Below are 26,154 nucleotides of genomic sequence, written 5' to 3' on the forward strand. Positions count from 1 at the left end.
ATATTTCTAATTGCGTCTGCACTTCAGACGCAATTAGAAAAGTTTTTTATTATTACTGTTGTCTATTGGATTAAATCGATTACCTGTTTACCAAAATCTGAAAAGTTATCTTTTTCTTCCTTATGACTTTGATGGCTTATCATTCTAAGGGCAACAATATTATTTATTGGATCAACAATAATGTAATTACCTAAATATCCGTCGGCACGATAGGTTACCTTGCCGCTAAATTGTCTTTTACGAAGACGTAATCCCGATGTTAGATTCTTAGCAATCTCCTGATAAGGGTTATCGCCGAAAACCGATCTGAGTTTTATCAAATACTCCTCATTAGAATTGTAAACTCCTTTCATTTTAGTAGCTTTTTTGATGAAGTATTTTGATATATTATTTTTTTTTAATTCGGTGATAATTTGCTCATCAACAATTGAGATTGTGTTTTCATAATCCAGCCACCATAACATTGCGTAGCCTTGATACTGAGCTGATGGTTTTACAACTTCATTGATATGCTCTTGAGAAATAATCACATTATTATTGTATTTTCCTTTGTTTGCCAGTAAGAGCCCCAATTTAATCATATCTTTCGGCTTAATTTGGCATCCAGACATAACGTGAGGATTTCCTTTCTGGTCCAAAGTCCAGCTATAATCGGTAATCTCCAGATTTTTAAAAAGTCTCTCCCCTATATATTGATCCATACGTTTACCGGTTATTTTTTCGATTACACCGGCCATAAGATTTAAAGATTTATTATTGTATTCCCAAACTTCCCCCGGTTTTTTTGAAAGTTCGGCGGCAAGGGCCAATTGTACAAAATCTGCACTAGGATAGATTTCTACAGACGCATTGGGATTGTTTTGCATACCTGAGGTCATATTAACCAAATGACGTATGGTAACAAACTGTTTTTGACCTTGCATCCATTCAGGGTAATATTTGGCTATTGGAGTATCCAGAGTTTCAATCAATTGATCGCTAAGCATACACGCCACTGCCAGGCCTACTATACTTTTGGTGCAGGACATGCCTTCAATTTTCGTGTCTGGCTTTCCAATGCCGAAATATTTTTCAACAACCAATTCATTGTCTTTATAGATGATAACAGCTTCTGAGTTTGTCTTATCAGCCTTTGCTAAAAGTGCTTCGAGTTTATTTTTGTTGATATTTTGTCCATAGATATGAACTACTAGCATTCCCAGGATTACTATTAAAGCTTTTTTACGCATTTCTTTTTTTTTAATTAATATTCCACTTATTTGATTGAATTATAATTGTATTCAATTCAGAATTGGTTTATAAACATCTCAAATATTTTAATGGCAAAGAAAGTAAATGGTTCGCTTTTGAAATTGTAAAAATGGAAACAGCATTAAATAAAAAGCCACACATTTTCTTTTTCTGTATCTACATTTTTGAAGAAAAATTTCGGGTTATTATGGGTCAAGTCCTGAAAATCTTTAATAAAATGCGATTGATCATAGAATAGGTTATCACACGATAATTCGGTTAAGTTTTTTGCTTTGTTTTTTTCCATAATTGATCTTCTGAATCGATGTATTTTTCGATATTCAGAGGGAGATTTTCCAACATTTTTTTGAAATATTTTACTGAGATACTGTCTTGAAATTTGATACTTGTTTGCCAGTTCAGTTATTTTGGCATCCGCTTCTATATCTTGGATTAATTCCTCAGCCAATGAAACATCTTTTTCTCTGAATTTAGATAACCAGTAAAGTTCAAGAGTTTCAATCTGTTTTTGCCTGTTGGTGATATTGAAAATTTTCTCCATTTCCGGTTTAAAATCAGTATAGGGATCGAACTCAATTTTCCTAGTATGATCTTTAGAATAAAAAAAATCTACGTTTTCGATAAAAGAATTCAAACCCAGCGGCTTAAAATATATGGTAATCTCATTGATGAGTTTCAGATAGGATATTTCGATTGGAGTATTATAGCGGTAGATGATGTTAGAAACAATATTATTTTCCTGTGAAGGAGTAATTATCATCATTCCGTCTCTATGGGTCAAAGCAATATTCTGCGCAATAGCAATAATAACATAATTATTAGGGAATGTGCGATAGATTAAAGGATCAGACGTAGAATCTTCCACAATAAAATAAAATCCTTCGATATACTTTTGGAGCAGCGTATTTTTTGGTTTGTAAAATTCTAAATTCATTTTATGCAATTTGAAAATCGTATCATATTTTTTAAGATAAATTAAAAAAAAATGTTTTTACTTTTTTACATTTATTTTGTCTTGAAAGAATTAAGAGTTTATTACATTCTGGACCAGACATTAAGTTCTATATATACAATGGCAGAAATTATTACTATTTCCAATAAGAAGTATGTCAAATCTAGATTTGTAATTTGGTTATAATTTGCAAATAAAAATCCCAGGGTCAACAAAGAATAAAGTAAATTAGCAAAGCTTATTATTTTTATAAAAAGTTTCCATTTTCCTTTTAGAAATAAAAAGCAAATCGCTGAATAAAGGCAAAAACAGGCTGCTATTGAGAAAAGCAAAGTAATATTAGTTTTAGGCATACCAAAATAGTAAGTAAGATTTTTTAATATTACAAACAATAATAGAGCAGTAAGAAAGGCTCCAATACTGTCAATTAAAAAAAGTAACTTAGGCTTTTTTACTAATTTAGTTGTCAATTTTTCCAGAAGTCTATTCACTTTCTATTATAATTCTTTTACTAATTTTTACATTTTAGAACTTCGCCTGTTTTTGATCAATTACAAATAGGATTTTATCATTACCTCAAAAAGAACTAGTTGTTAATTGGTAAATTTATTACAATAAAGTAAAAAATAAAAATAGTAAGTTTATTTTTCTAGTAAGATTGGGCATTCAAAATGTTTTTATGATGGATAAACCATCAAACATTTTTAGCTTTTAGTTCAATAAATTAAATTATAGGTTTGTTTATTATTATAAAATAATAAAAGTTCCTTATATATTGCTTAAGAACCGGGAACTATAAGTGACGATTACCGCCAGATTAAGTCTTCTTCGATAAATGCATCATTAAAAATTGTAACAAAAAATGCGTACACACTTTTGATGACTTTTATGAACGGTGGGGACCAATAAAGGTTTAGTTTAGTTAATTGTAAAGGGGAATAGTTGTAAAGCTATTCCCCTTTTTTGTTTCTCTTTATTTTTGAATAGTTCTCAACGCTTTTTTTATAATATAAGCCGTTTCTTTAGAAGGGCTTTTTTCCTTCCATTCAGCACAAATGTCCAGTACAAATTCTGGTTTGATCTTACTGGCGTCGTTGAGCCAATTGGCGACACTGTTTTGAACATATTTTGAAGGGTCAGATTTTAAAGGTTCTAAAATAGGCAAACCTAGTTCTGGATTTTTTTTTAATTCTTCGATATGTTCACTCCAAACACCTCTTGGCCGGGTGGCTTCACTGGCAAAGCGCCTGATATTTTCATCTGGATTCTTGGCCCAATTTGAGAGGATTGTCAAACCCCGATCGAGGTTTTTGATTAAGGCAGATCGAACGGCCAGCCAGCATATTTCTCTAACCCCGAAATGTTTGTCTGCAGCAAAAGGCTGAATTTGGATCAATATTTCTTCAATCGATAGTTTGGCATTTCTGCCAATAGCATAAGTAGCCCAACAGCGAACCAAATCTGATCGATGTAATTTTATTAATTCTAAAATGTCATCATCATTTTCTTGTTTGGCCAATTCCATAAGAGAATTTCCGATGGTTTCATTTATGGTGTTGACTGTCTGTTTTGCCAAAGAGTCAATGCTCTTGAGAATAGGTTTTAAATAAAGAGTACGTTTGAATTCTTGAAGTAGATTTTCAAGTAGTAGTTTTTGATCTACGGCAAGCCATTCTACTAAATTAGCTGTTTCAATTTCTCCCTTGTTTAACTGAGCTAATATTGAACCAGGAATATCTTTTACCGAGCGGGATCCTTTTCGTTTTATTTCAGACATAATGGTAGTTATTTGACAATGTCAGGTCTTTTTAATTTGATTATTTTTGTAAAGGTTTAAAATAGATTCAACATGGGCAATACCGCACAAAATTGTCGCATAGGGATAAAAAAGTCACTATTATGAAAATACAGGAGAAAGCAGCCGAAAATAAAGTTTGTCCGTTAGAAATTGCGGTAAATACAATCAGCGGAAAATGGAAGATTCCCATTGTCTGGCAGATTAACGAAGGAAAGAAACGTCCCAGTGAATTTTTGCGCGGTATTGCTAAAGTAGACAGACGTGTTTTGAATCAGCAGCTAAAGGAAATGGAGCAAGACGGCATTCTGACTAAAGAATCTTTCAACGAACTTCCTCCCAGAGTAGAATATTCACTTACTGAAACTGGGAGAAAACTAGTAGATGTCTTATGGTTGCTAAACGACTGGGGGAAATTATTGATAAAACAAGAAGTTTAGGGATTTATGATCTTCATGTTAAAATCAGGTATTCTGATAAAATAAAGCCCAATTAGATGTTGCCACGAAACTAAAAACGTCATTATTTTTGAGTGTAAAGACTGTTTAAGTGGTTGATTGTAAGTTTTTTTTAGTGAGTGCTAGAATTCTTTTTTTTTAATAAAGTTGTTGTGGGGGGGGGGCAAGTTACTCTTTGTCTCTTGAACTTAGTTGTATTCTATCTTGAAATAATCGAGAATTGATTTATAATTATTCTGTGTGGTAAGACAGATATCCATCAAATATTCCTTTACATTATTCCACTGCTGAAGTCCTTTGTAGTAAAAAAGTTTAAGATGTTCATCAATTATAAATGAAGCAATATTGTTTGCAAGGCATTCTTTGAAAATAATTAACCGCTCCACACGACCGTTTCCATTTTGAAAGGGATATATGATTTCAAGTTTATAATGAAAAATCGACGATGTCTTCGATAGTTTTATTTTAATAGTATGATAATTAGTGAGAAGTTCTTTCATTTTTTGAGTAACTTGCTTAGACAAGCAAGTCTCATTTCTTCCAACTTCATTCGGCATTTTTTTGTACTGACCAACACTCTTTTAAAATTGTTGTTGGTCGAAATTATATAAGTTCAAATGATAAATTAGATTAATATTGTTGTGTTCCTATTTAATAATAAGTTATTAATCACAGCACAATGAAAAATGCTTTTCTATTATTATGTGTTTTTTGCATGATAGCAACTGTTAGCAGTCAGAAAAAAGTAAAACCTCCAGAACCATTTGGCCCTTTGCCAACCCAGAAACAAGTTGACTGGCAGGAGATGGAGTTTTATGCTTTTGTTCATTTTTCCTTAAATACATTCACTAATAAAGAATGGGGTTATGGTGATGAATCTCCGGAGCTCTTTAATCCTACCAATCTTGATGTTCGCCAATGGGCAAGAGTGGTTAAAGAAGCCGGTATGAAGGGAATCATTTTAGTGGCCAAACACCATGATGGATTTTGTTTGTGGCCCTCTGCTTATACGCAACGATCTGTAAAGAATTCTCCATGGAAAAATGGTAAAGGAGATCTTGTAAAAGAATTAGCGGCAGCATGTAAAGAATATGGTTTAAAACTAGGATTGTACCTTTCGCCCTGGGATAGAAATCGCGCAGATTATGGCAAACCTGAATATGTTACCTATTTTAGAAATCAGCTAAAAGAATTACTGAGCAATTATGGAGATGTTTTTGAAATGTGGTTTGATGGTGCTAACGGAGGTGACGGATACTATGGAGGGGCAAACGAAACCCGGAAAATTAACACATTAGAATATTATAAATGGGATGAGACCTATAAATTAATATATAAAATAGCTCCTAGTACACTGGTTTGGGGAGTAGGGCCTTCAGAGGCAAGATGGATTGGAAATGAAGAAGGTCGCGCCGGAAAAACAAATTGGAGTCTTCTTCGCCAGAGAGATGAGCTGGCCGGAAAAGTACATTATTCAGAGTTTATGTCCGGTCATGAAGATGGTGAGAAATGGGTTCCAGGTGAAGCAGATGTTTCCATAAGACCAGGCTGGTTTTATCACGCCATCGAAGATGATAAAGTACGACCTCTAGATGAAATGGTCGATATTTATTATGAATCAATCGGGCGCAATGCTACTTTATTGCTGAATTTACCTGTAGATAAAAGAGGATTGGTACATGAAAATGATCAAGCCAGATTAAAAGAACTTGTATCGACAATCAAAGAAGATTTTAAAACCGATGTATTAACCGCAACAAAAATCTCCGCTGATAATGTTAGAGGTAACAACGCAGAATTTGCAGCAAAAAAAGTTTCTGACCGAAATAAAAACACGTATTGGGCCACAGATGATAATATAAAATCAGCTTCAATAGTTTTTGAATTTAATAAACCAACTCCCATTAATCGCATTTTGCTTCAGGAATATATAAAGTTAGGACAACGCGTTAAAGCATTTAATGTAGAGGCTAAAGTTGATGAAAAGTGGATTTCCCTTGCCCACGAAACCACTATTGGTTACAAAAGAATTTTAAGAATTGACAGAGTTACAGCATCGGCATTAAAAATAAATATTGCCGATTCGAAAGCGAGCATTCTTATTTCAAATATTGAGGCCTATAATGCTCCAACTTTTGTGCGAATGCCAAAAATTCTAAGAGATAAAAACGGAAATGTTACAATAAAATCTCAAGGAGAAAATGCTATTTATTATACCATTGACGGAAGCAATCCAACCCAAAAAAGTATCTTATATAAAGGAGTGTTTCAATACAAGAAAGCGTTTGAGATTAAAGCGTTTGCTATTGATGCAGTCGAGAATATTAGCAGTGCTGTGACAACTGCAAAATACGGAGCGTCTAAAGAAAACTGGAAAATACTTACTGCTTCCAGCGGCGATTTGAACTCAGTAAACCGAATTATCGATGGAAATCCAAATACAGACTGGAGTTTTGGTGATAATTTGAATAAACTTCCGCAGGAAATAACAATCGACATGGGAAGCATTTTGGATATAAATGGATTTACTTATATACCACAGCAAGTGGGAAATAATCTCAATTTAATATCCAATTATGAGTTCTACAGCAGTCTGGATAATGTAGAATGGATACTGCAATCGCAAGGTGAATTTTCGAATATAAAAAGCAATCCAATCGAGCAGGTGAAGACCTTCAAAAAAGATAAAGCAAGGTATATTCGTTTTGTTGCCAGGTCGGCCATTGGAAAAGGAACTACAGTTTCGATTGCAGAAATAAATATTATTGAAACACTATAAACAGTTTTTAATTTGTGATCTTTTTTCTTGAAGTTTATAATTATGTTTTCTAACGAAGCTTACAGGTTATTAGTCGAATTTTTGATTATTTACATTGTCTAATATTTAATTTTATATCAAATAATCACAACAATAGACAAATGATTAAAGAAAGTATAAATTTTAAGGAAGCTGGAAAGTTCGAAGAAACCCGTTTTGAGAAGATTCATAATGTAATTTTCGATTCGTCTCAGGAAGCTTCGATATTAGTAGCTCAGGAAATAGCCAATATAATTCAGAGAAAAGAAGAGTTAAACGAACCTTGTGTTTTAGGTTTGGCAACAGGATCCTCACCTGTAAAAGTTTATGAAGAACTGGTTCGATTGCATAAAGAAGAAGGTTTAAGTTTTGCCAATGTGGTAACCTTCAATCTAGATGAATATTATCCAATGGATAAGAACAATATTCAGAGTTACTATCATTTTATGCATGAACATCTTTTTAATCATGTCAATATTCATCCACAAAATATAAATATTCCTGACGGAAGAATAAGCATAGAAGATTTACAGCAATATTGTATCGATTACGAAATGAAGATTAAGGCCTATGGCGGATTGGATTTTCAACTTTTAGGAATTGGAAGAACTGGACATATCGGTTTTAATGAACCGGGATCTCATGTAAATTCAGCAACAAGAAGCATTACGCTGGATCATTTAACCCGTATCGATGCAGCATCTTCTTTTCTGGGAATTGATAATGTGCCTAGAAAAGCAATTACAATGGGAATCGGTACAGTAAGAAATGCCAGGAGGATTGTACTTTTGGGATGGGGAATCAGCAAAGCTGAAATTATCAAGAGCACAATTGAAGGCGAAATTTCCTCACAAGTTCCGGCAACATATCTACAGCAGCACAACAACACGACATTTGTCTTAGATACAGAAGCGTCATCAGAATTAACAAGAGTGAAAACCCCCTGGCTGGTTAAGTCTGTAATCTGGACAGAAGAATTAAAACTCAAAGCAATTGCAGGATTAAGTGAATTGACCAAAAAACCTTTCCTTAAACTTACAGATAAAGACTATAACGATAACGGGATGTCTAGTCTCTTGACAGAGGAAGGAACGGCTTATGATTTAAACATAAAAATGTTTAATAAAATGCAGCAAACAATAACAGGCTGGCCGGGCGGAAAACCAAATGCAGATGATACCTACAGACCCGAACGCGCTACTCCGGAGAGAAAGAGAATCATCATTTTTAGTCCACATCCTGATGATGATGTGATCTCAATGGGAGGAACTTTTGACCGATTGGTAGAGCAGGGACATGATGTGCATATTGCGTATCAAACCTCAGGAAATATTGCAGTTTCAAACGAAGAAGCTTTAAAATTTGCTGAAATTTCAATGGCATTGAATAAAGATTCTGATGCAGCGGAAAATATCATTAAATTTTTAAAAAATAAAAAAACAAATGATATTGATTCATTAGAGGTTAGAAAACTAAAAGGATTCATTAGAAGAAGTGAATCTCTTGCCGCAACCCGATATTTGGGACTGCCGGACTCGAATGTTAACTTTTTAGATTTACCATTTTATGAAACCGGAACAGTTAAGAAAAATAACCTTGGAGAGGCTGATATAGAAATTATGTGTGATATTATCGAAAGGATAAAACCACATCAAATATACGCCGCAGGAGATTTAGCAGATCCGCACGGAACACATAAAGTTTGTCTGGATAGCTTGTTTGAGGCCTTAAAAAGAGTAAAACACCATAGTTATATGAAAAACTGTTGGGTTTGGTTGTATAGAGGAGCCTGGCATGAGTGGGAATCGTACCAAATCGAAATGGCAGTTCCAATGAGCCCTGATCAGGTTCTTAAAAAACGTCATGCCATCTTCTATCACCAGTCTCAAAAAGATGGAGTAATGTTTCAGGGAGATGACAGTCGTGAGTTTTGGGTAAGAGTAGAAGACAGAAACAGATTAACAGCAGAAAAATATCACGCTTTAGGTTTAGCAGACTATTCGGCTATTGAAGCTTTTAAGCGATATTATTTTTAGATGATTAGTCTCTAAAATGTATAATAAACTATTTCATGTGGTTTATTTGGTTAGTTGCCAATTTGAAAATGCAGCCCTGGTAAGGCTGCATTTTTTTTGTTATATTTTCGTTTAACTGCAAAGATTTTTAACTGCAAGGAGCGCTAAGATTTCGCAAAGAGTGCAAAGTTTTCTCATTTTTTGTCACCCTGGCGAAGTCCAAGGGCGCAAAGTAGCTCCACAAATAAATCAAAAAACCTTTATAAAAGTTTTAAAACTTTTATAAAGGTTTTGTAATAATAAAGTCCTCGACTTTGCTCAGAGTGACAACTAAATAGAAGAATTTAGAATCCTTTGTTTTACATGGTCAATATAAGATCTTCCAATAACATATCTTAAACCTTCAATTTCGATACTATTTCCTTCAACAGCATCAATTTTATCAATAGCTATAGTGTAAGAGCGGTGTATTCTTAAAAAATTTCTTTCGGGCAGTAAATCTGTAAAGTCAGATAGCGTGCTGTGTATGATGTATTTACCTGTTAGGGTGTTTATTTTTAAATAATCTTTAAGACTTTCGATAACCAAAATTTCATTAAATAAAATCTTCTTCATTCTTTTTTTATCAATTTTGACAAAAATAAAAGGACTCTCAGCACTGTTCTCCTGAGGAGCACTGTTTTTAGTTTCAAGTCTTTTGCTAATCTTATTGAGCGTTTTCATAAGCCTTGGGAATTCGATAGGCTTTACCAGATAGTCTAATACATCTAACTCATAAGTCTCAATGGCAAATTGGCTGTAAGCACTTGTAATAATAAGGATTGGTGGATTTTCAAGACTTTTTATAAAATTTATGCCATCAAGAACTGGCATATTGATGTCAAGAAAAATCACATCAACTTTATTATTCTTCAAAAAGTTTAAACCTTCTATTGGATTACTAAAAGTATCTATTACCTCAAAGTTTTCAACTGGCTCCAAATAATTTTTAATAACATTAATAGCCAATGGCTCATCATCTATAATCAAACATTGTATCTTCATTTCTATAATCTTAGTTATTTGAGCGAAATAATTTAGCAGGTAAATGTATATACGAAGAAAAGAGGTGTTCAGGTAACTTTAATGACCAACTTTACAACAAAAATATTCTTTTTATTCTTAAATGAAAGCTTATAGTCACTTTTATTATAACCTAACTCTAACCTTTTCTTAACGTTTTCGATCCCTATACCACTCGACTTGTTAAAATTGTCCTTGTGGTGCGTAATTTCTGCCATAGGGTTTGAAATGGTGAAATGAAGATAGTCACCTTTGATCTTAAAGTTGATATCTATTGTAACAGGTCCTGTATTTTTGTTTACGCCATGTTTAAAGGCATTCTCAATAAAGGTCAATAATATTATAGGAGAAATCTCTTTCTCGTGAATGTCGCCGGAGATAGACATATTTACAACCAATCTGTCATCGTTTCTAATGCGTTCCAGATCCAGATAGTTTTGAATACAAAGAATCTCATTCTCTAAAGTCTGCCTTTTGCTTTTTGTGTCGTACAACATATAGCGCATTAGTTCAGATAATTTAAGAACAATTTTCGGGGTTTTATTTGATTTTTCGACTGATAATGAATAAATGTTGTTAAGGGTATTAAAGAAAAAATGAGGAGAAATTTGTGACTTAAGAAAAAGCAATTCTGTTTCTAATTGCGATTTTTCAAGATCCGTTACCCTTTTTTGTTCTTTCAAAAAGTCTAAAGTAATCTTGATTGCCGTTACAAAAGTGATTACATAGAGTTCCCCCATCATCATATCAATAGTATAATTGAGCGTTAATTTATCTATAGTTTCAGGGCCTTCCGGCCAAACATTATGCGTGATTAATAAATAAGTAAGGTTAAATTTTAAAATCACCATCAAAAATAGAGACGATAACACGGCAAGTACATATAAAAGATATTTTTTTCGATACACCAGAAAAGGCATAAAAATTAAAATATTGAGATAACATAAGGTCATGTGAATGGGAAACCCCAATAAGTTTGTTTTAAGGGAATAGAGGTAATCATTAAAATAGCTACCCCAACGAAATGTATTAAATAAAAAGTAAGTAAGCCAAAAAATGACGTGATAATGCAACGGTATGCGATATAGTTTGCTGGAATTGAAATTCATGATAATGGCGCGTTTTGTGACTTTTTTTGATGTTTATCTTAGTTTATACGTCGTCCGTCTAAATTAGTTTTAATAAAAGTCTGATTTGTTTAAATTTAAAGTTAAATTAAGGTTGTTTTATATGAAGAATTTTATCCTGCTGGTTTTATTTGCAATTCTAATTGCAAGTTGTAAAATAAAGACATACAAAAATAATAGTAAGGCAAATATTTTTGTTAAATATGTAGATCCTTTTATCGGCACCGGAGGGCACGGACATACTTATCCCGGAGCAACCGTTCCTTTCGGGATGTTGCAGGTAAGTCCTGATAATGGTATTTCGAACTGGGATTGGTGTTCAGGATATCATTATTCAGATTCTATTGTATCTGGATTCAGTCATTTGCATTTAAGCGGAACCGGAATTGGTGATTTGGCCGACATCTTATTTATGCCCACCAATAAAAAACTCGATTTAACGGCCCAAACTACCTCACGAGATCAATTACCTTATAAATCAAAATACAGTCATGTTAACGAAAAAGCAGCACCGGGCTCTTACCAGGTTTTTCTTGAGGATCCTAAAATCAATGTAGAATTAACTTCTTCACTACGTACAGCATTCCATAGGTATACTTTTGCCAAAAACGATAAACAATCTGTTATAATCGATCTTGGTTTTGCTATTAATTGGGACAAAGCGCTGAGAACCGGACTTACAATCGAAGATCAGTATACGATAAGCGGTTATCGTTTTAGTACCGGATGGGCAAAAAATCAGAAAGTGTTTTTTGTTGCTAAATTTTCAAAACCTATTTCAGAATCGGTATTATTGGCTAATAAGCAAGTGATTACAGCAAATAGCGCAGAAGGAGAAAACACCGCAGCACAATTATTTTTTGATACTAATAATAGTGAAGAACTAGATGTAAAAGTCGCTTTGTCATCTGTAAGTGTGGCTAATGCCAAAGACAATCTGGACGAAAAAGACGATTTCAATAAAACAAAATCAGAAGCAGCAAAAATCTGGAATTCGGCTTTAAGCAAAATCGAAGTTAAGACACCAACCGATTCATTAAAAACAATTTTCTATACCGCATTGTTCCACGCTCAAGTTGCCCCTGTAACCTATAGTGATAAAAATGGTCAGTTTAGAAAAGAGGATGATCAAATTGTTACAGCAAAAGATTATACCGCTTACTCGACCTTATCACTATGGGATACTTTTAGAGCTGAAAATCCTTTATTGACTTTACTAGCGCCAGAGAAAGTTTCAGACATTGTAAACTCAATGCTGCAATATTACGATACTAAAAAAATATTACCAGTCTGGACGCTTTATGCCAACGAAACCAACACCATGACAGGATATCATTCCATTCCTGTAATTGTAGATGCCTACCAAAAAGGCATAAGAGGTTTTGATGCCGAAAAAGCATATCAAGCGATGAAAGTTACAATGATGCAGGACCAACGTGGCTTGAATTACTACAAAACATACGGTTACATTCCTTATAATTTATTAGACGAATCGGTGACTATAACTTTAGAATATGCTTATGATGATTGGTGCGTGGCGCAAATGGCAAAAGCCTTGGAAAAAAATGAAGATTATGAATTTTTTCTAAACCGTTCAAAAGCGTATCGTTACTTATTTGATCCAAAGACAGGCTTTATGAGAGGAAAATCTCAAGATGGAAAATCCTGGAATGAACCCTTCGATCCAAAACATTCCAACCACAGAGAACATACCGATTATACCGAAGGAAATGCCTGGCAGCACAGCTGGTTTGTACCACAAAACGTTGATGATTTTATTTCGTTGCACAAAAGCAATGAAGTTTTTACAAAACGTTTAGAGCAGTTATTTACCGAAAGTTCAGAGATTACCGGAAGTAATATCTCGGCAGATATTTCCGGATTAATAGGTCAGTATGCGCATGGCAATGAGCCAAGTCATCATATCGCTTATATGTTCAATCATGCCGGACAGCCCTGGAGAACACAATATTGGGTACGTCATATTCTGGATACGCAATACAATACAACACCCAATGGATTAAGCGGAAACGAAGATTGCGGGCAAATGTCGGCTTGGTATGTTTTCAGTTCAATGGGATTATATCCTATGAATCCTGCTTCAGGAGAATACGAAATTGGAAGTCCGATTTTCGAAAAAGTAACCATCAATCTCCAAGACGCAAAAACCTTTGTGATCGAAGCCGAAAAGGTTTCGGATAAAAACTTTTATATCCAGTCAGCCACTTTAAACGGAGTTGAATTTAACCAAACAGCTATCTCACATAAAGAAATAGTAAAAGGGGGAATTTTACATTTTGTAATGGGAGCTGAACCAAATAAAAATTGGGGAATAAAAAAATAGGCAAAAAAATAATGAGCCAAAGCAACTAACTAATAAATAAAAAGTAAATTAATGGATATCATTGACGTATCGATCATCGTAGCTTATATTCTGCTCTCAGTAGGAATAGGAATTTGGATTTCAAGAAAAGCATCAAAAGGATTAGATGATTATTTCCTTGGCGGAAAAACAATCAAATGGTATTTTTTAGGTCTAAGCAACGGATCAGGAATGTTTGATGTTTCAGGAACTTCCTGGATGATTGGAGTATTGTTTTTATATGGCGTAAAAAGTTTTATGTTTATGTGGCTCTGGCCCATATGGAATCAGATTTTTGTAATGATGTTCCTGGCTGTCTGGATCAGAAGATCAAAAGTAATGACAGGTTCTGAATGGATTTTAACCCGTTTTGGCAGTGACAGAGCTGGAAAAGCATCGCATATTATTGTGGCTGTTTTTGCCATTATTTCGACAATTGGTTTCATCGCTTATTTTTTTGAAGGAATCGGAAAATTTGTGACCATTATTCTTCCTTGGGATTTAACGCTTCATTACGGCGATTTAATCCTATTAACATCAGAGCGATCTTATGCTTTAATTATCATTTTATTAACGACAATTTATACCGTTAAAGGAGGAATGTTTTCTGTAGTAGCCACAGAAGTCGTGCAATATTTAATCATGATTATTGCCGGAGTTCTAATTGCAGGTTATGCTTTTATCAATTATACAGACCTACAGATAAATTCGGTTATTACCGATGAATGGAAAAATGTTTTCTTTGGCTGGCAGTTTGAAACCCAGTGGAGCGATAAATTTCAAACCTTCAATAATTTGATCGATTCAGAAGGATACAAAATGTTTGGTGCTTTTATAGGCATGACATTATTCAAAGGTTTTTTCGCCAGTATTGCCGGTCCAACACCAAGTTACGATTTGCAAAGAATTCTTTCTACAAAATCTGTAAAAGAAGCGGCCTATATGAGTGGTTTTACCAACCTGATTTTATTTATACCTAGATATTTATTGATTACAGGAATTGTGGTAATTGCTTTGGTTAATCTGGCACCCGAGCTTAATGCAAATACAGGTTTGACCGGAGCCGATTTAGAATTATTAATGCCAAAAGTGGTTAATTTATATATTCCCGTTGGGATAAAAGGAATTCTTCTTGCAGGTTTACTAGCCGCTTTTATGTCTGGATTCTCTGCCTTTGTTAATGCAGGACCGGCTTATATTGTAAATGATATTTATAAAAAATACTTCAAACCGGTTGCAACAAATCAACATTATATAAAAGTGAGTCAGATTTCTTCTTTTCTTGTGGTTGGTTTAGGGGTTTTTATGGGATTCTTTGCCGATTCTATTAACTCTCTAACTCTATGGATCACAAGTGCATTATACGGAGGTTATGTGGCAGCGAATTTCCTAAAATGGATTTGGTGGCGTTTTAACGGCTGGGGTTATTTCTGGGGAATGTTCGCCGGATTAATTGTAGCTTCTTTACAATTTGCTTTAGGTCAGGCCAAAGGAAGTTTATCCCAAGGATCATTTTTATACGATTTAGCGCAAGTACAGGCCATTTACCTGTTTCCAATAATATTTGGTTTCTCCATCTTTGGATGTCTTTTAGGAACTTTCTTAAGTAAACCAACAGATATCGAAGTTTTAAGATCTTTCTATACCAATGTAAGACCCTGGGGATGGTGGAATCCTGTTTATAAAACATTAAAAATAGAAGATCAGACTTTCGAAAAAAATAATGATTTCTGGAAAGATATGCTCAATTGCCTTATCGGAATTGTATGGCAGTCGAGTATGATTTTGCTTCCAATTTTCTTTATCATCAGAGATTATCCAAAAGCAATTACGGCTTTAATTGTCTTTTTGGCAACAACAACAATTTTGAAGTTTACATGGTTAGATAAAGTTAGAAAAATAGAAGATTAATTCATTAACAAGAGTTTTGTCAAAGTTTAAACTTTAAGAAAGCTCTCAGGACAAAAAAAATCAACACAGAGAAACATAGATTTCTAATGTGTTTAAAATATTCTCAAAGAAAAAACAAAAAACAATCTATAATAATAAAGAAAGAGAACATGAGTACAATTCCTTGGCAAGACAGACCCGAAAACAGCACTGAAGTAATGTGGAGATATTCTGAAAATCCCATTATCGACAGATACGCAATACCATCATCAAACAGTATATTTAATAGCGCCGTTGTTGCTTTTAAGGACGGATACGCAGGTGTCTTTAGATGTGATAATAAAGCCGTGCAGATGAATATTTTTGCAGGTTTCAGTAAAAACGGAATCGACTGGGATATTAATCATGAACCAATTGTGATGCAATCCGGTAATACTGAAATGATAGAATCGGCTTATAAGTATGATCCTCGTGTTGTTTTTATTGAAGATCGTTATTGGATTACCTGGTGTAATGGATATAACGGACCAACCATCGGAATTGGTTATACATTTGATTTTAAGGAATTTTTTCAATGCGAAAATGCCTTTTTGCCTTTCAACAGAAATGGGGTTTTGTTTCCGCAAAAAATAAACGGAAAATACGCGATGTTAAGCCGTCCTAGTGATAACGGACATACACCTTTTGGAGATATCTGGATCAGTTACAGCCCGGATATGAAATATTGGGGAGAACATAGATTGGTCATGAAACCATCTCCGTTTGAGCAAAGTGCCTGGCAATGTACAAAAGTAGGAGCAGGACCCATCCCGATTCTTACAAAGGAAGGCTGGTTGATGTTATACCATGGAGTTATTAATACCTGCAACGGTTTCCGTTATGCTATGGGAGCAGCAATATTAGACACAGCTGCGCCAGATCAGGTAAAATACAGAACACAGCCTTATTTGTTAGGACCTGCAGAAATTTACGAGCAAGTAGGAGATGTAGGAAACGTGGTTTTCCCGTGCGCTGCCTTGCACAACATTGAACAAGATAAATTAGCCGTATATTATGGTGCAGCAGATACTGTTGTGGCTATGGCATTTGGTAAATTAAGCGAGGTATTACAATTTACAAAAGATAACAGTTTATAATAAAAAGCATGCGTTTAAAAATTCAATGGTTGACAGTCGTTTTAGGGTTTCTTTCGATAGTGAGTAATTCACAATCGAAAAAAACAATTCTACCTAAAACCTATGTAGCATCAAAAACAACTACTCCAATTGTAATAGATGGAGATGATTCTGATACTTCATGGAGTAAAGCAGATTGGACTGATCTTTTTGAAGATATAGAAAATAATGTAAAACCAAAATACGAAACAAAAGTAAAAATGCTCTGGGATGAAACCAATTTTTACATATTGGCAAAAATTGATGAACCACATGTTTGGGCAAATTTGAAACAACGTGATACCATTATCTTTTACAACAACGATTTTGAAGTTTTTATTGATCCCGATAGCGATACTTTTAACTATTATGAATTAGAAATTAATGCCTTAAATACAGCCTGGGATCTGTTTTTGTCAAAACCTTACAGAGAAAATGATAACGTAGTTTTGAATGACTGGAATATTGCGGGGCTGAAATCGGCGGTAAAAATCAAAGGAACGCTTAACAATCCAAATGATACTGATCAAGGTTGGGTATTAGAAATGGCAATTCCCTGGGCATCTTATAGAAAATCATACAATGAAAAAAATGTTCCGGCGGATCAGTTTTGGAGAGTCAATTTCTCTCGGGTAAACTGGCAGCATACGGTAAGAAATGGCAGTTACCAACGCAAAAAAGATCCAGATGGAAAGTTCTTGCCGGAGTACAACTGGGTTTGGTCGCCAATGGGGGTGATTAACATGCATGAACCGGAGAAGTGGGGCTATGTTTATTTTTCTTCGAAAGAAGGAAAAGACAGTTTTACAATTCCGCAGGATGAAAAAGTAAGATGGGAGCTTTACAATTTATACAGAGCTCAAAAACAATATTACAATCAGCATAAAACATGGGCGAAATCTTTGGTAAATCTTACCAAAGAAACGATCACCGTTGAGGGTAAAATTTTAAAACCGGTATTAGAAAATCACACAACAGGTTACAATATTTCAGTAAAAAGCCCTTTTTCAAATCAAACCTTAGTTGTAAGGCAAGACGGCAAAATAATCCAAAAATAAACCACTATGAAACTACCAAAACTATTATTTCTTTTATTGGCATTAAGCATTTTTTCATGTGCGAAAAAACAAGAACAAACCACTTTTAAATTTGGAGTCTGGACAACGGCAGATCCTAAAAAATCAGATGCAGATTATTCAAAAGAATTTAAAAAATATAAAGATGGCGGAATCGATGAAGTATTAATCAATACCAAAACAGATCCAAAACTTCTTAAAAGATTAGTGCCTTTAGCTGCCAAAGAAGGTCTAAAAGTTCATGCTTGGATTATGGCAATGAACAGACCTGATGACTCGATTGCCTTGCAGCATCCGGACTGGTATCAGGTAAGTAAAGAAGGAAAATCCTGTTTTGACAATCGCCCGTATGTGGATTATTACCAATGGTTGTGTCCAACTAGAAAAGCATCCAGGCAACATGTTTTAAACTTGGTCGAAGAACTGGCAAAAGTAGAAGGAATAGAAAGTGTTCACTTGGATTACATTCGTTTTCCGGACATCTTCTTACCAATTAGTTTATTGCCAAAATACAATTTAGTTCAGGATACAGAATTGCCTCAATTTGACTTTTGTTATTGTGAGGAATGCATAAAAGCATTCGAAAAAATACATCATAAAAATCCAAAAACAAGTCACAACACTTCTATCGATATGGAGTGGAAAAACTTTAGGTTAAATGCCATAAAAGCAGTTGTTGATGATGCGTATAAAATTGCGCACAAACACAATAAGAATTTAACTGCAGCGGTATTTCCTTATCCTGAAATGGCAGATCATATGGTACGTCAGCGTTGGGATAAATGGAATATTGATGAAGTATATCCTATGATTTATCACAGTTTTTATGATGAAGAACTGGATTGGGTGGGTTATGCAACCAAACAAGGGGTTACTGATTTAGAGGGAAAACAAACCAAAATAAACACCGGAATTTATATTCCCGGATTGAAATCGGACAAGGAATTGAAAGAAGCGATTTTACTGGCCAAAGAAAACGGAGCAACAGGAGTTTCTTTTTTTGACGGAAATGCTTTGTCTGAGAGTAATTTAAAAACTATTGCAGCAACTAAGGCTGGTTTAAAATAATAAACTAAAATTAGTTATGAATGTTCATTAAGGAATTCGCGGTAAATGCATAACTTATGATCCGAAATGCTCAACTAAAATATTAAAATCATGTCAAATAGAAGGGATTTTATAAAGAAATCAGCTTTAGGTACAATTGCAATTACGACTGCTTTAGGGTATAACGGATTTGCGGCCAATAAAGAAGATGAAAAAGAGAATAAAACAAAGGGTGATAAGAAACAAAAAAAGCCCATTATCATCTCGACCTGGAATCATGGTTTACCTGCAAACCAGGAAAGTTGGAAACAATTAAAAGCTGGAAAACCGGCTCTTGATGCAATCGAGGCTGGTATGAAAATTCCCGAAGCAGATCCGAATGTTCGCAGTGTTGGTTATGGCGGGTATCCGGATCGCGAGGGAAAAGTAACCTTAGACGCCTGCATTATGGATCATAATAGCAATTGTGGTTCAGTTTGTTTTCTGCAAAATATTATGCATCCTATTTCGGTTGCGAAATTAGTACTTCAAAAAACACCTCATGTTATGCTGGCAGGACAAGGCGCTTTGCAATTTGCTTTATCAGAAGGTTTTAAAGAAGAAAATCTATTGACTTTGGAATCTGAAAAAGACTGGAAAAAATGGCTGGAAGATTCAAAATACAAACCCGTAATAAATATAGAAAATCACGATACCATAAGCATGCTAATGTTAGATCAAGACGGCAATCTTGCAGGAGGCTGTACCACAAGTGGAGCCGCCTGGAAAATGCACGGTCGCGTCGGTGACTCCCCAATTATCGGCGCGGGTCTTTTTCTGGATAATGAGGTGGGTGCTGCAGCTGCAACAGGATTAGGAGAAGCCGTTATTAGAACCGCAGGAAGTGCGATGGTGGTCGAGTTAATGCGCCAGGGAAAATCACCTTTTGATGCGTGCAAAGAAATCACAGAACGTATTTACAACAAGCATAAAAACCACAAAGACATGGAATATCTGCAGGTAGGTTTTATTGCTTTGAATAAAAACGGACAATATGCGGGTTACAGTTTAAGATCAGGATTTAATTATGCTGTTTCGGATGATCAAAAAGGACACAGAATGGAAGATGCGAAATTTAAAATGTCCTGGGATAAATAACCCAATTATTGTCATCCCGAGGTATAATTTTTATTCTAAAAAAAGTAATATAAAATCAGATTTACCACAAAGCGCAAAGGTTACCCAAAGTTCACTAAGCTGTGCTGTGAGATCGCTAAGGGATTGTTAAAAATTAAAAATGTTAATGGAAGCAACGAGGGATCTCCACGAGAAACTCACACAAGGGTACGCAGCTTGTTGAGCCACTAAAGAAGATTGCTTGACAAGTTTGCTATGGCTTGTGTGCTTGTTGCTTGACAAACTCGGAGAGATTTGGATCACGCAAAATTTTTAACACATAGCTATTTGAATTTAAACAAGTCAAAGGCTTTTTTTTAAAATTTACAAAGTCGATGTTTCTATGTGTTAAAACAAAAACAGCGCACAGAGAATAAAAAAACAAAGAATGAAAAAAACAATATCCATAGTATCATTACTTATCACTTCGATATTTTCCGGCCAGGCGCAGGAAAAAGTTGAGTATTGGCAAAACGAAAAAATCAATGAAGAGAATAGAGAACCCATGCACGCCTCGTATTATGTTTTTGAGACTGAAGCATTGGCCAATAAAAATCAATGGAGACAATCTAAAAACTATCTGGACATTAATGGAGCCTGGAAATTTAAATATGTAGAGAGTCCAAGTGCACTTCCTAAAGATTTTGAAAAAAGCAATTTTAATGACACCTCCTGGGATACTTTTAGAATCCCGGCAAGCTGGGATGTAAACGGTTACGGATATCCTGTTTATGTTAATACGACTTATGATTTTGATTACTTAATGGCGCCGAATCCTCCGTTTGTTCCCACAAAGTACAACCCCACAGGAGTTTACAGAAGGGACATTACCATTGACAAATCATGGGAAGGAAAAGATATTTTTCTCCATATTGGTACTGCAAAGTCAAATCTTACAGTTTGGGTAAACGGTGTTTATGTGGGGTATGGTGAGGATGGAAAACTGCCCTCTGAGTTCAACTTAAATAAATATGTAAAAACAGGTAAAAACAGCATCGTTTTAAAAGTAATGAAATGGAGCGACGGTTCGTATTTAGAATGTCAGGACATGTGGAGAATGAGCGGAATCACCAGAGATTCTTATCTAGTGGCCAGGAACAAAACGCATCTTAAAGATTATGAAATTATTCCGGATCTGGATCCTTCTTATCTAAACGGAACTTTGAAGATCTCAACGGAGTTTTCAGGTTTAAATAAAAAAGACAATTATACTTTAGAGCTTCAGTTAAAAGATGCAGATAAAATTATTACTTCAAAAATTATTTCGGCTTTAAGCCAAAAGCAAACTTTTGATTTCACTGTAAAGAATCCCAAGAAATGGAGCGCAGAAATTCCGAATCTCTATCAAATCGATTTTATTTTAAAGGATAAAAAAGGAACGATTCTAGAAGTTATTCGTCAAAATGTTGGTTTTAGAAAAGTAGAAATCAAAGGTGGACAACTTTTAGTAAACGGAAAAGCAATTTACATAAAAGGAGTAAACCGTCATGAAGTTGATCCGGTTGCCGGACAAACCATTTCTAAAGAACGCATGGAACAGGATATTAAAGTCATGAAAGAATTTAATATCAATGCGGTAAGAATGTCACATTATCCTAATGATGAATATTTCTACGAATTATGTGATAAATATGGAATTTATGTGGTCGATGAAGCCAATATAGAATCACACGGTATGGGATATGACATAACCAAAACACTCGGAAATAAGCCCGATTGGGAATTATCTCACATTGAGCGTATGCAGCGTATGATTGAGAGAGATAAAAATCATACTTCGGTAATTATCTGGAGCATGGGTAACGAAGCAGGAAATGGTTACAACTTTTACAGAGGATATTTATGGATTAAAAATCGCGATAAATCAAGACCCATTCAGTATGAAAGAGCGACAGCTGGCGCTTGGGATGGAAAAGATCTCAAGTTTGAATGGGATTCTGATATTATCGACCCAATGTACAGTTCTCCAAACAAAATGGAAGAATACATTCTGGCAAATCCAAATCCGTCTAGGCCTTATATTCAGTGCGAATATGCGCATGCTATGGGCAATTCGATGGGGAACTTTAAAGATTATTGGGATGTAATTCGTAAATATCCAAATTTTCAAGGGGGATTTATTTGGGACATGATCGATCAATCGGTTTATAAAACACAACCTGATGGAACAAAAATTCTGGCGTACGGCGGAGATTTTGGACCAAAAGATGTAAAGAGTGATAATAATTTCGTTAACAATGGTGTTTTTACAGTAGAAAGAAAACCAAATCCACATGCTCTTGAAATGCGAAATGTAATGCAGAATATCCTGACCTCATGGGATAATCAGGCCACTGGAACAATTAAAGTCTATAACGAATTCTCATTTAAAAATTTAAGCAATGTGACTTTACACTGGACATTAGTTTTAGACGGAATTAAACAAGATACGGGGGTTATCGATTATTTGGCAATAGATCCAAATGAGTCAAAAACCTATATGCTGCCCATTAAGTTAGCAGAGAAAAAATACCAGGAAGCTTTTATAAATGTAAGTTATCAGTTAAAACAAGATGAACCGCTTTTACCAAAAGGTTTTGAGATTGCAACAGAGCAATTGGCCTTTAAAGGAATCTGGAAAAATGACATTGAAATTCAAGGAGCTTCAAAAATTGCGGTAGAGAAAAGGGAAAATGCGACTGTTTTTAAAGGTGATAAAGCGGAGATCGCTTTCGATAAAAAAACAGGATTCATCAATGGGTATTCCTTCAGTAATCAACCCATTTTAAAACAAGGATATCAATTGCGTCCTAACTTTTGGAGAGCACCAAACGATAACGATTTTGGAGCAAATCTTCAGGTAACCTTAAAAGCATGGAAAGAAGCTACGGAAAATCCAACGCTTGTAAGCTGGAGATATTCTGCCACAAAAGACAATAAGATTCTGGTAAAAGCAACATACAATTTAGCTTCGGTTTCCTCGACTTTAGAACTCAATTATGAGATAAACAGTAAGGGTGAATTGAGTGTAGAAGAGCAATTGCATATGGATAAAACCAAAGAAACTCCGGTATTGCCAAGATTTGGTATGGAAATAATTCTGCCTAAAGATTTCAGTACCCTGAGTTATTACGGAAGAGGACCTCACGAGAACTATATCGACAGAAATTATAGCGCTCAGGTTGGGCTTTACAATCAAAGGGTTTCAGAGCAATATTATCCATACATCCGCCCGCAGGAAACCGGAAATAAAACCGATGTACGCTGGTTAGAGCTATCCAATGATAAATTGAAAATAACAGTAAGATCAAATGAGTTATTGGCCATGACTGCTTTACATTATTTAACTGAAGATTTAGACGATGGTTTGCAAAAAGACCAAAGACATGCCGCCGAACTAAAAGAAAGAGATTTAACAAGCCTGAAAATTGATTACAAACAAATGGGAGTAGGTGGGATTGACAGCTGGCAAGCCTGGCCAATGGAAAAATACCTGTTGAGAGATAAAACCTATCGGTATCAATTTAAAATAACACCATCAATAAAATAATTCATTATGAGGATTTTAAAACCATTCCTTATCGTATTTTCTCTAACTGTTTTAAGTCCTGGATATAGTCAAAAAATATATACAGAGAAGGACATTGAGATTATTCCCCAACCATCACAATTGTTGATTCAGCCGGGAATATTTGAGTTTTCTAAAAACACTAAATTTTTTGCTGTTACTGATTTTCAAAAAGAACTCTCTAAAACTTTAGCAGATAAATTTGAAAAGTCAGCAGGATGGCGTCCTGAAGTTTCAGCCACATTGCCACAAAGTAATTTTATTCAGTTCAAGGTAGATCAAAGTCTTGCTAAAGAAGCTTATAAATTAGAAGTACAGCCTTCAAGTATTACAATTACTGCAAAAGGTAATGCGGGATTTATTTACGGATTAGAAAGCCTCAGACAATTATTACCGAGCGCTATCGAAAGTAATTTTGTGATTACAACTGTAAACTGGCAGATTCCCAATTTGGTAATTACAGACCAGCCCCGTTTTCAATGGAGAGGTTTAATGCTGGATTTATCGCGTCACTTTTTTGACAAGAATTATGTGTTGGCAACTATAGATCGCTTGGCAATGCTTAAAATGAATGTCCTGCATTTGCATTTGGTAGATGATCAGGGCTGGAGAATGGAGATTAAAAAATACCCAAAACTAACCCAGGTGGGCGCCTGGAGAGTCGATCAGGAAAATGTCGCCTGGAATGCCAGACTAACCACAAATCCGGATCAAAAAGGCACTTACGGCGGATTTTTGACACAGGAAGAATTAAAAGAAATAGTAAAATACGCCGCAAGCAAAAACATCGAAATTATTCCCGAAATCGAAATGCCTGCCCATGTGAGTTCTGCCATTGCCTCTTATCCTGAACTGGCTTGTTTTGATCAGCAAATAGGAGTTCCCTCAGGCGGATTATGGCCCATTACCGATATTTATTGTGCCGGAAAAGAAACTACCTTTGAGTTTTTGAAAAATGTAATCGATGAGGTGATTGCTGTTTTTCCTTCAAAATACATTCATATTGGTGGTGATGAGGCAACCAAAACCAATTGGGAAAAATGTCCGCACTGTCAAAAAAGGATGAAAGATAATGGTTTGAAAAATACCCACGAATTACAAAGTTACTTTGTAAAGAGAATAGAGAAATACATTAATTCTAAAGGAAAAAAAATAATAGGCTGGGATGAAATTCTCGAAGGCGGTCTGGCTCCTGAGGCTACAGTTATGAGCTGGAGAGGAACAAAAGGAGGAACGGATGCTGCTGCCCAGGGACATGATGTGATTATGACACCGGAATCTCCTTGTTATTTTAATTTTTATCAAGGTCCGCAAAACGAAGAGCCTCTGGCTTTTGATGCTTATAATCCACTAAGTGAAGTGTACAAATTTGATCCTGTTGTACCTACAATGACACCCGAACAGGCCAAACATGTTTTAGGGGGACAGGCGAATTTATGGGCCGAACATTTAGCCAGCCCAAAAGCATCAGAATATATGATTTTTCCAAGACTTGCTGCTTTGGCTGAGGTATTATGGAGTCCGAAAGAAAAATGCAATTGGAATGATTTTACCACAAGATTGCCCTATTTATTAGAACGTTATGATTATTTGGGCATCAACTATGCGAAAAGCGCTTATTTGGTAACGGCTTCTTCAAGGGCTAATATGGCCCAAAGACAAATTAATGTAACCTTGAAAAACGAATTCCCAAATCCTGATATCCGTTACGTTTTGGGTGATAAAAATATAGATCACAATGCTATAAAATATACAACGCCAATTGAGTTTTCCTCGACAACTATCTTAAAAGCTTCCTTATTTCAAAATGATAAACCGATAGGAAAAACATTCACAGATACCATCTTGTTTCATAAAGCAGTAGGAAGTAAAGTGGTGTATTTAACCCCTTTTAATGAAAATTATAAAGGTGATGGTCCTTTTGGAATGGTAAATACCATTAGGGGAAGTAAAAATTTTCACGACGGACAATGGCAGGCCTGGTTAGTAAATGATATGGAAATTGTGCTTGATTTTCAAAAACAGCAAAGTATTCATGAAGTCATTATTGGCACTTTGGAGAGTCAGGGTGCGGGAATTAATTTTCCAACACAAGTAAAAGTTTTAGTATCAAAGGACGGTATACAATATAATGAGGTTGGCAAAGTATTACGTGCGTATGCTCCCAATGTAAATTCAGAGCTAAAAGATTTTAAAATCAATTTTGAAAAACGCGATGCCAGATTTGTAAAAGTAATTGCATCTAATTTGAAGAAAAGTCCTAAGGGAGAGTCTTCGTGGTTATTTGTAGATGAGATTTTAGTGAATTAAAAATCAATGGGGCACAATTAAGTAAATACATAAGGCATAGATTTATATTTTGACCTCAATAAAAAGAGTACAAAAAAGAAACTAGTTTCTAATACATCGTTTGTGCATTAATGCAAATGAAATGCTTTTTAAAAGCCATGAAAAGGATGCTTGTGT

The 26,154-nt window shown here is 34.9% G+C and carries 16 protein-coding genes and 1 pseudogene; 11 read left to right on the top strand and 6 right to left on the bottom strand.

The window, feature by feature from the left end:
• Window positions 1–62 precede the first annotated feature (62 nt).
• From IRZ78_RS20235 to IRZ78_RS20245, 3 genes are all read right to left on the bottom strand, one after another.
• Window positions 63–1,229 carry a serine hydrolase domain-containing protein gene (locus IRZ78_RS20235; protein WP_194618249.1) on the bottom strand — a complete coding sequence of 389 codons (1,167 nt, stop codon included), beginning with the start codon at window positions 1,227–1,229 and terminating at the stop codon, window positions 63–65.
• Window positions 1,230–1,372: 143 nt separating this feature from the next.
• Window positions 1,373–2,185, bottom strand: coding sequence for an AraC family transcriptional regulator (locus tag IRZ78_RS20240; protein ID WP_194618250.1), 813 nt, complete (start codon window positions 2,183–2,185; stop codon window positions 1,373–1,375).
• Window positions 2,186–3,176: 991 nt separating this feature from the next.
• Complete coding sequence (locus tag IRZ78_RS20245; protein ID WP_194618251.1) at window positions 3,177–3,980, bottom strand: DNA alkylation repair protein; 804 nt, start codon at window positions 3,978–3,980, stop codon at window positions 3,177–3,179.
• A gap of 122 nt (window positions 3,981–4,102) precedes the next feature.
• Here IRZ78_RS20245 and IRZ78_RS20250 point away from each other — a divergent pair, with 122 nt between their 5' ends.
• Complete coding sequence (locus IRZ78_RS20250) at window positions 4,103–4,438, top strand: helix-turn-helix domain-containing protein (RefSeq protein WP_194618252.1); 336 nt, start codon at window positions 4,103–4,105, stop codon at window positions 4,436–4,438.
• 206 nt (window positions 4,439–4,644) lie between these two features.
• Here the strand turns inward: IRZ78_RS20250 and IRZ78_RS20255 are convergent.
• Window positions 4,645–5,016: pseudogene (locus IRZ78_RS20255) on the bottom strand (Fic family protein); the annotation flags it as partial.
• Between the two features lie 155 nt (window positions 5,017–5,171).
• Between IRZ78_RS20255 and IRZ78_RS20260 the strand changes: the two are divergent.
• Window positions 5,172–7,235, top strand: a complete 2,064-nt coding sequence (locus IRZ78_RS20260) for an alpha-L-fucosidase (protein WP_228520545.1) — start codon at window positions 5,172–5,174, stop codon at window positions 7,233–7,235.
• A gap of 140 nt (window positions 7,236–7,375) precedes the next feature.
• Window positions 7,376–9,289 carry a glucosamine-6-phosphate deaminase gene (gene nagB / locus IRZ78_RS20265; RefSeq protein ID WP_194618255.1) on the top strand — a complete coding sequence of 638 codons (1,914 nt, stop codon included), beginning with the start codon at window positions 7,376–7,378 and terminating at the stop codon, window positions 9,287–9,289.
• Window positions 9,290–9,598: 309 nt separating this feature from the next.
• Here the strand turns inward: nagB and IRZ78_RS20270 are convergent, their stop codons facing one another.
• Window positions 9,599–10,312: a LytTR family DNA-binding domain-containing protein gene (locus IRZ78_RS20270; RefSeq protein WP_194618256.1), complete on the bottom strand. Its 714-nt coding sequence runs from the start codon at window positions 10,310–10,312 to the stop codon at window positions 9,599–9,601.
• 68 nt (window positions 10,313–10,380) lie between these two features.
• Window positions 10,381–11,439, bottom strand: coding sequence for a sensor histidine kinase (locus IRZ78_RS20275; RefSeq protein ID WP_194618257.1), 1,059 nt, complete (start codon window positions 11,437–11,439; stop codon window positions 10,381–10,383).
• Window positions 11,440–11,560: 121 nt separating this feature from the next.
• On the opposite strand from IRZ78_RS20275, the gene IRZ78_RS20280 reads away from it, so the two are divergent.
• From IRZ78_RS20280 to IRZ78_RS20315, 8 genes are all read left to right on the top strand, one after another.
• Window positions 11,561–13,801 carry a GH92 family glycosyl hydrolase gene (locus IRZ78_RS20280; RefSeq protein WP_194618258.1) on the top strand — a complete coding sequence of 747 codons (2,241 nt, stop codon included), beginning with the start codon at window positions 11,561–11,563 and terminating at the stop codon, window positions 13,799–13,801.
• A gap of 51 nt (window positions 13,802–13,852) precedes the next feature.
• The gene (locus tag IRZ78_RS20285; RefSeq protein WP_194618259.1) at window positions 13,853–15,730 is read left to right on the top strand and encodes a sodium:solute symporter family protein; all 1,878 of its coding nucleotides are present in this window, start codon (window positions 13,853–13,855) and stop codon (window positions 15,728–15,730) included.
• Window positions 15,731–15,879: 149 nt separating this feature from the next.
• Entirely contained in the window at window positions 15,880–16,845 is a 966-nt protein-coding gene (locus IRZ78_RS20290; RefSeq protein ID WP_194618260.1) for a glycoside hydrolase family 130 protein, read from the top strand.
• 8 nt (window positions 16,846–16,853) lie between these two features.
• Entirely contained in the window at window positions 16,854–17,921 is a 1,068-nt protein-coding gene (locus IRZ78_RS20295) for a carbohydrate-binding family 9-like protein (RefSeq protein WP_194618261.1), read from the top strand.
• Between the two features lie 6 nt (window positions 17,922–17,927).
• Window positions 17,928–19,007 carry a putative glycoside hydrolase gene (locus IRZ78_RS20300; protein ID WP_194618262.1) on the top strand — a complete coding sequence of 360 codons (1,080 nt, stop codon included), beginning with the start codon at window positions 17,928–17,930 and terminating at the stop codon, window positions 19,005–19,007.
• Between the two features lie 90 nt (window positions 19,008–19,097).
• Window positions 19,098–20,123, top strand: a complete 1,026-nt coding sequence (locus IRZ78_RS20305) for a N(4)-(beta-N-acetylglucosaminyl)-L-asparaginase (RefSeq protein ID WP_194618263.1) — start codon at window positions 19,098–19,100, stop codon at window positions 20,121–20,123.
• Window positions 20,124–20,529: 406 nt separating this feature from the next.
• Window positions 20,530–23,670: a glycoside hydrolase family 2 TIM barrel-domain containing protein gene (locus IRZ78_RS20310; RefSeq protein ID WP_194618264.1), complete on the top strand. Its 3,141-nt coding sequence runs from the start codon at window positions 20,530–20,532 to the stop codon at window positions 23,668–23,670.
• Between the two features lie 6 nt (window positions 23,671–23,676).
• The gene (locus IRZ78_RS20315; protein ID WP_194618265.1) at window positions 23,677–25,998 is read left to right on the top strand and encodes a glycoside hydrolase family 20 protein; all 2,322 of its coding nucleotides are present in this window, start codon (window positions 23,677–23,679) and stop codon (window positions 25,996–25,998) included.
• The last annotated feature ends 156 nt before the right edge of the window (window positions 25,999–26,154 follow it).

It is taken from the genome of Flavobacterium sp. CSZ (assembly GCF_015350725.1).
Classification (GTDB): Bacteria; Bacteroidota; Bacteroidia; order Flavobacteriales; family Flavobacteriaceae; genus Flavobacterium.

Excerpts from the sequence above, each read along its gene's own strand:
- IRZ78_RS20235 (WP_194618249.1), bottom strand. The coding sequence starts at position 1,229 with ATGCGTAAAAAAGCTTTAATAGTAATCCTGGGAATGCTAGTAGTTCAT.
- IRZ78_RS20240 (WP_194618250.1), bottom strand. The coding sequence starts at position 2,185 with ATGAATTTAGAATTTTACAAACCAAAAAATACGCTGCTCCAAAAGTAT.
- IRZ78_RS20245 (WP_194618251.1), bottom strand. The coding sequence starts at position 3,980 with ATGTCTGAAATAAAACGAAAAGGATCCCGCTCGGTAAAAGATATTCCT.
- IRZ78_RS20250 (WP_194618252.1), top strand. The coding sequence starts at position 4,103 with ATGAAAATACAGGAGAAAGCAGCCGAAAATAAAGTTTGTCCGTTAGAA.
- IRZ78_RS20260 (WP_228520545.1), top strand. The coding sequence starts at position 5,172 with ATGATAGCAACTGTTAGCAGTCAGAAAAAAGTAAAACCTCCAGAACCA.
- nagB (WP_194618255.1), top strand. The coding sequence starts at position 7,376 with ATGATTAAAGAAAGTATAAATTTTAAGGAAGCTGGAAAGTTCGAAGAA.
- IRZ78_RS20270 (WP_194618256.1), bottom strand. The coding sequence starts at position 10,312 with ATGAAGATACAATGTTTGATTATAGATGATGAGCCATTGGCTATTAAT.
- IRZ78_RS20275 (WP_194618257.1), bottom strand. The coding sequence starts at position 11,439 with ATGAATTTCAATTCCAGCAAACTATATCGCATACCGTTGCATTATCAC.
- IRZ78_RS20280 (WP_194618258.1), top strand. The coding sequence starts at position 11,561 with ATGAAGAATTTTATCCTGCTGGTTTTATTTGCAATTCTAATTGCAAGT.
- IRZ78_RS20285 (WP_194618259.1), top strand. The coding sequence starts at position 13,853 with ATGGATATCATTGACGTATCGATCATCGTAGCTTATATTCTGCTCTCA.
- IRZ78_RS20290 (WP_194618260.1), top strand. The coding sequence starts at position 15,880 with ATGAGTACAATTCCTTGGCAAGACAGACCCGAAAACAGCACTGAAGTA.
- IRZ78_RS20295 (WP_194618261.1), top strand. The coding sequence starts at position 16,854 with ATGCGTTTAAAAATTCAATGGTTGACAGTCGTTTTAGGGTTTCTTTCG.
- IRZ78_RS20300 (WP_194618262.1), top strand. The coding sequence starts at position 17,928 with ATGAAACTACCAAAACTATTATTTCTTTTATTGGCATTAAGCATTTTT.
- IRZ78_RS20305 (WP_194618263.1), top strand. The coding sequence starts at position 19,098 with ATGTCAAATAGAAGGGATTTTATAAAGAAATCAGCTTTAGGTACAATT.
- IRZ78_RS20310 (WP_194618264.1), top strand. The coding sequence starts at position 20,530 with ATGAAAAAAACAATATCCATAGTATCATTACTTATCACTTCGATATTT.
- IRZ78_RS20315 (WP_194618265.1), top strand. The coding sequence starts at position 23,677 with ATGAGGATTTTAAAACCATTCCTTATCGTATTTTCTCTAACTGTTTTA.